General features: G+C 64.5%; 6 protein-coding genes and 1 tRNA gene. 3 read left to right on the top strand and 4 right to left on the bottom strand.

Going from position 1 to position 6607, the window contains the following annotated elements; all coding sequences use genetic code 11:
- From KBA48_RS31665 to KBA48_RS31655, 3 genes are all read right to left on the bottom strand, one after another.
- A partial coding sequence (locus KBA48_RS31665; protein WP_292912663.1) for an ATP-binding protein occupies window positions 1-1666 on the bottom strand: 1666 nt, incomplete at its 3' end.
- A gap of 4 nt (window positions 1667-1670) precedes the next feature.
- Window positions 1671-2651 carry an ABC transporter substrate-binding protein gene (locus KBA48_RS31660; RefSeq protein WP_292912662.1) on the bottom strand — a complete coding sequence of 327 codons (981 nt, stop codon included), beginning with the start codon at window positions 2649-2651 and terminating at the stop codon, window positions 1671-1673.
- Window positions 2652-2830: 179 nt separating this feature from the next.
- Window positions 2831-2905 (bottom strand) — tRNA-Val (locus KBA48_RS31655).
- A 200-nt stretch (window positions 2906-3105) separates the two neighbouring features.
- On the opposite strand from KBA48_RS31655, the gene KBA48_RS31650 reads away from it, so the two are divergent.
- A complete protein-coding gene (locus KBA48_RS31650; RefSeq protein WP_292912661.1) occupies window positions 3106-4035 on the top strand; it encodes an N-formylglutamate amidohydrolase in 930 nt (309 codons plus the stop codon).
- Window positions 4036-4050: 15 nt separating this feature from the next.
- The gene (locus KBA48_RS31645; RefSeq protein ID WP_292912660.1) at window positions 4051-4602 is read left to right on the top strand and encodes a GNAT family N-acetyltransferase; all 552 of its coding nucleotides are present in this window, start codon (window positions 4051-4053) and stop codon (window positions 4600-4602) included.
- A gap of 11 nt (window positions 4603-4613) precedes the next feature.
- Here the strand turns inward: KBA48_RS31645 and KBA48_RS31640 are convergent, their stop codons facing one another.
- Window positions 4614-5531: a mitochondrial fission ELM1 family protein gene (locus tag KBA48_RS31640; protein ID WP_292912664.1), complete on the bottom strand. Its 918-nt coding sequence runs from the start codon at window positions 5529-5531 to the stop codon at window positions 4614-4616.
- 174 nt (window positions 5532-5705) lie between these two features.
- Between KBA48_RS31640 and KBA48_RS31635 the strand changes: the two genes are divergently transcribed.
- Window positions 5706-6224: an Lrp/AsnC family transcriptional regulator gene (locus KBA48_RS31635; protein ID WP_292912659.1), complete on the top strand. Its 519-nt coding sequence runs from the start codon at window positions 5706-5708 to the stop codon at window positions 6222-6224.
- Window positions 6225-6607 lie beyond the last annotated feature (383 nt).

Raw genomic sequence — 6607 nt, 5'->3', positions numbered from 1 at the left:
CCATCAGGACCAGATCCAGGGTTGCCGCGTCGCGGACCACGGTGCTGACGGCATCGGCGCCATTCTCCACCACCGTCACGCGATGGCCGGCCTTCTCCAGAATGGTGCGCACCAGCATCTGGTTGGCGAACACATCCTCCGCCAGAAGAATCGACAAGGGCCGATAGGAGGGAAGAGAGGCCGTGGCGGCCATTTCCGTGTCAGGGGGCGGGGCGCTGGTGACGGCCAGGGGCAGGGTCACATCGAACCGGCTGCCGGCACCGGGCTGGCTGTCCACCTCGATCCGGCCCTGCATCGCCTCCACCAGACGCTTGGTGATGGCCAGCCCCAGGCCCGTGCCGCCGAAACGACGGGTGACCGAGGCGTCCAACTGGCTGAACGGCATGAACAGGTGTTTCTGGCGATCGGCGGGGATGCCCATACCGGTGTCGGTCACCGTCAGCCGCAATTGCGCGCCGGTACGCGCCACCGACAGGACGACGCTGCCCTTGGCCGTGAATTTGACGGCGTTCGACAGAAGGTTCAGCAGCACCTGACGCAGCCGCGCCGCATCGCCCAGCACCCATTCCGGCAGATCCGACGCCATCTCCGTGCGGCAGGACAGGCCCTTGTCGGCCGCGCGGGGGGCCAGCAGGGCCATGCAGCTTTCCGCCAGTTGCGCCGGGTTCAGCGGCCCCATCTCCAGTTCCAGCCGCCCCGCCTCGATCTTCGACAGGTCCAGCACGTCATCGACGATGGCGACCAGGGCGCGCGACGCCTCCATCTGCAATGAAAGCCACTTCTCCCGCTCCGCCAAGGGCGCATTCTCATCCCGCAGCAGGTCGGCAAAGCCTATGATGGCGTTCAGCGGTGTGCGGATCTCATGGCTCATATTGGCCAAAAAGGCGCTTTTGGCGCGTTCGGCCGCTTCCGCCTGCCCCTTGGCGCTGGACAGGGCCTCCACCTTGCCGGCGATGTCGGCGTACAGCGTCTGTAACTGCTCGGCCATGCGGTTGACGCCGGCCGCAAGAGTGGCGAATTCGTCCCGTCCCGACACAGCCAGACGATAATCCAGCTTGCCCTGGCCGATGGCCGCCATGCCGGTCGCGATACGGTTCAGTCCGCGCAGCACCCGCCGGCTGGCGGCGGTCGCCAGGGCTACGGTGATGGCCAGCAGCAGCAGGGGCACGACCTGCAACACCATCAGCAGCCGGCCCCAGGCATTTACCCGTTCATTGGCGTGGGCGGCCAGCCGGTCGGCATCCGACGCCATCACGTTATAGCGAAGCTGCAACGTATCCTGGGCCACGCTGGCCGCTTCCGGTGCCGTGCGTGATTGGGTCAGCCGCACCATGCCGTCCATCATCAGGGCATTGTCCGCCGACAGCCGGCGCAGCAGGGCCAGGTCCACCGGATCATTGCCGAAGCCCTGCATCCGTTCCAACTCGGCCGACAGTTTCTCGTGCGACCGCTGCCACTGGAACAAGGCGCGCTCGCTACCGGTGTCACGGTATTCATGAACCAGCAGGCTCAGTTCGAACACGGCGCGGACCAGCGCCTGTGCCTCCGTTACACGCGTCGTGGACCGGCCCATCCATTGCCACGACCAAAGGGCGGATGCCGTCGAGATCAGAAAAGCGACTGCCGCGAAGACCAGGGCCGTGGTGATTCGCGTGCGGATATTCATCAGCTCAGTCCAGCACCGTGACACGTGTCGGATCGACTTCCCGCAGAATATCACTCTGCAAGTAGCCCAGCATCTCAGGACCCGGATTGCCACCGGCGCGCCGGAGGTGCCCCTCCAGCGATAACAGCAGCGCCTGGTCCAGGCGCAAGGTGAAACCATAACTCTCCCAGTGGCTGCGGACCAGCGTCTCATCTATGCCGGTCCCCGCCGCAACGATCGGGATTGCACGTTCGCGATCCTTCAGGATCGACCATTCAGCCGCCAGCAGGGCCCGTTCGAAGCGGACCAGGGCGTCACGTTTGGTCTCCACCACGTCCCGGCGGGCGGACAGGATCCAGCTACCGGTGTAAAGACCGGGCATGCTCAGAATGTCCAACCCCTTGGGAAACAGGGCGGCACCGCCGACGCGAACGGTGGTCCAAACCGATGCCGCATCAATCTGTCCATCGGCCAGGGCCTGCATGATCCGGTCACTTTCAATGGGAACAACGGTGACCATGCCCGTCAATCCCGACTGCGTGATCAGCAGGTCCAGGAAATGTTGCGAATTGGTGTCGGGGGAAAAGCCGACCCGCTTGCCCGCCAGGGTGGCGGGGCTGGTCAGGCCGCTGCCGCTGGGCGAGGCGATGACGATGTCGCGATCAGAGGTCTGAACGGTGGAGAGAATCCGGATTGGTTTGCCGGCAAGCATGGCACCAGCGGCCGGAACGTCGGAGGAAAGGGCCAGATCGGACCTGCTATCCATCAGGGCCTCCATCGCCAGCTTGCCGTTGGCGACGGGCATGATTTCCACGGACAGTCCCTGTTCGGCGAAATATCCATCCGCCTGGGCCACGAAGATCAGGGCCGACATCATCTGCCGGCTTTCTGCGACCACCAGATGCTGCTTGGTTCCGTTTCCCCGAGCCAGGATCATGCCGCCGACAGCAAGGCCGGTGAGCAGGAACGTCGCCAGCAACAGCTTCCAGGAACGCCAGACGATCATGCCCGCACCAGAATCCTGACCCAGGGCGCCTTGGCGCCGGTTTCCATGCAGGACAACCTATCAGGCCAGGGTACCGCTGACCGTAGCGTGGAGCCTATCCTTTTGGTCAGGCGGGGCAGAGCCGAAAAACCGAAGGGCCGGTCCCTGGCGGGTACCGGCCCTTTTCGGTCTGGATCGGATGGTGGGCGCGACAGGGATTGAACCTGTGACCCCTACCATGTCAAGGTAGTGCTCTCCCGCTGAGCTACGCGCCCATCCGTCCTATCGCCCCTGCGTCCCTGTCGTCTGCGGCTTCGTTTCCGTCGCCGTCGTCGGCAGCGCCGTCGGGGTGGGCGTGCTTATAGCGACCTCATTCGGGCATTGCAACACCCTGTTTTCAGAAATTTGTCGTTTTTTTCGGGAAGCCCTCCGTTCAGGTGGCGGGCCACGTCACAATTCGATACATCTTTCAGCCATGAGCAGCCTGGACCCCGCCCTTTCCCACGACAAGGCGGCCGGTCGTCCCCTGGACGTCGGCACGGGCGGCGATGTTTTCCGCATTTCGCGACCCTGGCAGCAGATTTTACCCGTGGTCATGGCCTCCCCGCATAGCGGGCGCGACTATCCGGAGAGCTTTGTGGCCCGTTCCCGGCTGGAGGCGAATGCCCTGCGCCGGTCGGAGGATTGTTTCGTCGACGAGATTTTCCGTCCCGCCGTCGATCTGGGGGCGCCGTTGCTGGAGGCGCTGTTCCCCCGCGCCTACCTGGACCCCAACCGCGAACCGTTCGAATTCGATCCCGGCATGTTCGAGGGGGCGCTGCCCTCCTATGTCAACAGCCGCAGCCCGCGTGTGGCGGCGGGGTTGGGCACGATCCCCCGTGTCGTGGCCAACGGCGAGGAAATTTATCGCCAGCGCCTGCGCTTTGCCGAGGCGGTAGAGCGGGTGGATCGCTGCTATTACCCTTATCATGCCGCCTTGCGCGGTCTGATCGACCAGACCAAGGCGCTCTTTGGTTTCTGCATCCTGGTCGATTGCCATTCCATGCCGTCGATCGATCTGCCGCCGGAGGCGGCGGCCAGCGGCGCGCTGGACATGGTCCTGGGTGATTGTTTCGGCAGCGCCTGCGCCCCGCCCGTCATCCAGGCGGCAGAGACCGTGCTGACCGATCTGGGCTATGTCGTGGGCCGCAATGCCCCTTATGCCGGCGGCTATACCACGCGGCATTACGGCCGGCCGACCGACGGGGTCCATGCGTTGCAGATCGAACTGAACCGTTCCCTTTATATGGATGAGGTTGCCTTGGCACGCCGTCCCTATCTTGACACGCTGGCCGGCCACATGCGCCAGCTGGTGTCCCGTTTGGCCGCTGTGCCGGCGGAGTCGTTGCGTCCGCGTAGCCGCTGAACGGGGAGGGAAGGTATGCTGATCCGGACTGCGCATGCCGGCGATGCCGCTGCCATTGCCGCCATCTACGCCCCGCATGTCAGCGAGGGGACGGCCAGTTACGAAAGCGTCCCGCCCGACGGCGGCGAGATGGCGTTGCGCATGGCGGCCATCCAGGCCCAGGGTTTCCCTTATCTGGTGGCGGAGAGTGGCGCCACGATCCTGGGTTATGCCTATGGCAGCGCCTTTCGCACCCGGCCCGGCTATCGCTTCACGGTGGAGAATTCCATCTATGTGGCGCCGCAGGCCCAAGGCGCGGGGGTCGGCCGCGCCTTGTTGAAGGCGCTGATCGACCAATGCACCCGCGCGGGATTCCGGCGCATGGTGGCCGTTATCGGTGATGGCAGCAATGAGGGGTCGGTGGGATTGCACCGCGCCCTCGGGTTTGAACTGGCGGGGACCGTGCCGGGGCTGGGGGTGAAACATGCCCGCTGGCTGGACTGGGTGCTGATGGTCCGCCCGCTGGGGGACCCCGACGCACCACCGCCGGGATCGGACGAACATCCCGGATTGCCGCCGGCCCTCTGAGGACAGCGGGCTTATCCGGCCCGTTGTTCCAGCAGCACGCGCACCCGCCCGGCCAGTTGGCGCGTGTCGTCCAGCGGCCGGTAATCCCACGCGTCCAACTGTCCCTGGAAGGGCCGCGTAACGCCAGCATGGCGCAGCAGGTCGTGGAAGCGCTGGAATTTCGGGGCGTTGCCGGGCAGGTCGATGATGTGCACCGGTTTTCCGGTGCTGGCCGCCTCCGATACCATGGCGACACTGTCGGACGTGACGATCAAGGCATCGGCCAGGGCCAGCATGCCGAAATAGGGATTCGGACCGCTGCCGTCCCAGATGAAGACAGGCAGACCGGCCAGCGCCTGCTTCAGGAGGGCCTCATTCTCCGCCCCGGTGCGGCGGGAGGTGGTGATCAGCATACCCACACCCTGTTCCCGCACCAGGGTCGCCAACTGCGTCGCCACCCCCGTCATCAGGTCGGGCGTCAGGCGGCAGAAGCGGTTGGAGCCGCCGATCATGACCGCGACCAGCGGCCGTGCCCGACCGGCGGCCAGCGGTGCCCATTCCAGCGCCGCTTTGGTCAGCTTTTCCGGTGTCACACGGTGGATGGCACCGATACTTTCCACGAGGTTGGTGCCCGATTTGCCATCATGGCGGGGCAGGGAGACCAGATCGAACCGGTCGAACGCCACCCCCGGATTCTGGATATGCACCCGCACGGTCTTCGATGACCGTTTGCCGATGGCCATGGACAGGGCCACCGCCTGCCGCCCCGAACTGATCAACAGGTCGGGCCAGGGCGGGGTCAGCCTGTCGGAGGTGCCGGCCAGGGCCAGTCCGATCCCCGGCAGGGGCAGGTAGGGCGTGGTCTGCCGCCAGGGGCTGCGCAGCGCCACCCGTTTCACGGTGGGGGTCAGGCCCAGGGCTTCCGCCAATCCCAGACAGGGATTCTCGATTCCCGCCCGCCCGTCGGAGAGAACCCAGCAGGTGGGTACTTTGCTATTCGCATACGTATGCGAAGACTTGTCCCCAAGAAATTTTGTGTCGTGATCCGCCTCGCCCTTGCGACTTGGGCCGTCCCGTGTAATATCCTTGCTCAAATCACGAACTCCTGGAGTTAAAAAATCACCATGCGGCGGGTCAAACTCGACCGAATTGATCGGCGCATCCTGCGCGACCTGCAGGCGGACGGCCGGATGACCAATGTCGAATTGGCGCGGCGTGCCGGCATTTCGGCTCCCCCTTGCCTGCGGCGCGTGCGCGCGCTGGAAGAGGCGGGGTACATCCGGGGCTACCATGCCGACATCAATCCGGAATCCATGGGCTTCCATGTCACGGTTTTCGCACAGGTCGGCTTGTCGTCCCAGGCGGAAAGCGATCTGAAGCGCTTCGAATCGCTGGTCAACTCCTGGGCGGAGGTTCGGGAGTGCAACATGTTGGCCGGTGAGACGGACTTCCTGTTGAAGGTGGTCGCCGTCGACTGGGACAGCTATCAGCGCTTTCTGACCACCAAGCTGACGGCGGCACCCAATGTCAGCCACGTAAAATCGGCCCTGGCCATCCGCCAGTCCAAATACGCCCCCGGCGTGCCGATTGATGTGGATGTCGGTCCGGAGACAAACGACGACGACGAAGATTTCGAGGACTGATGGTCTTCATGGAAAGGGCGCCCTACTAGGTGCCCTTTTTTATTGCTGTTTCGTCAGATGCCGGCCACCAAAGGTTTTGAAACGACTTTTGGTCTTACACCAATCTCCCTTGATCGTGCCGATCAAGGGAGACTTCATGCGCCCTCATGCGCCGGGCGCCGCCATCCGGCGGCTTGGCTTACGGCACCACGCGGTGCCGGGCCGGCAGTCGCCGGACTCCAATCTGCCAAGCGTCAAACCCTCGGCAGCTTGTTAGGGTGGACGGCCCCCCGGCATCGCTGTGCCATAGTTGGGTTGTCACACACCAACATCGGGAGCCGCCCAGATGGAGTATAAACGGATTGCGATCGACATTTCCAAGCATGTGTTCACGCTGCATGGTG

This window comes from Niveispirillum sp. (assembly GCF_017996735.1).
Lineage (GTDB): Bacteria > Pseudomonadota > Alphaproteobacteria > Azospirillales > Azospirillaceae > Niveispirillum.
This window is presented reverse-complemented; position numbering and strand designations above follow the sequence as displayed.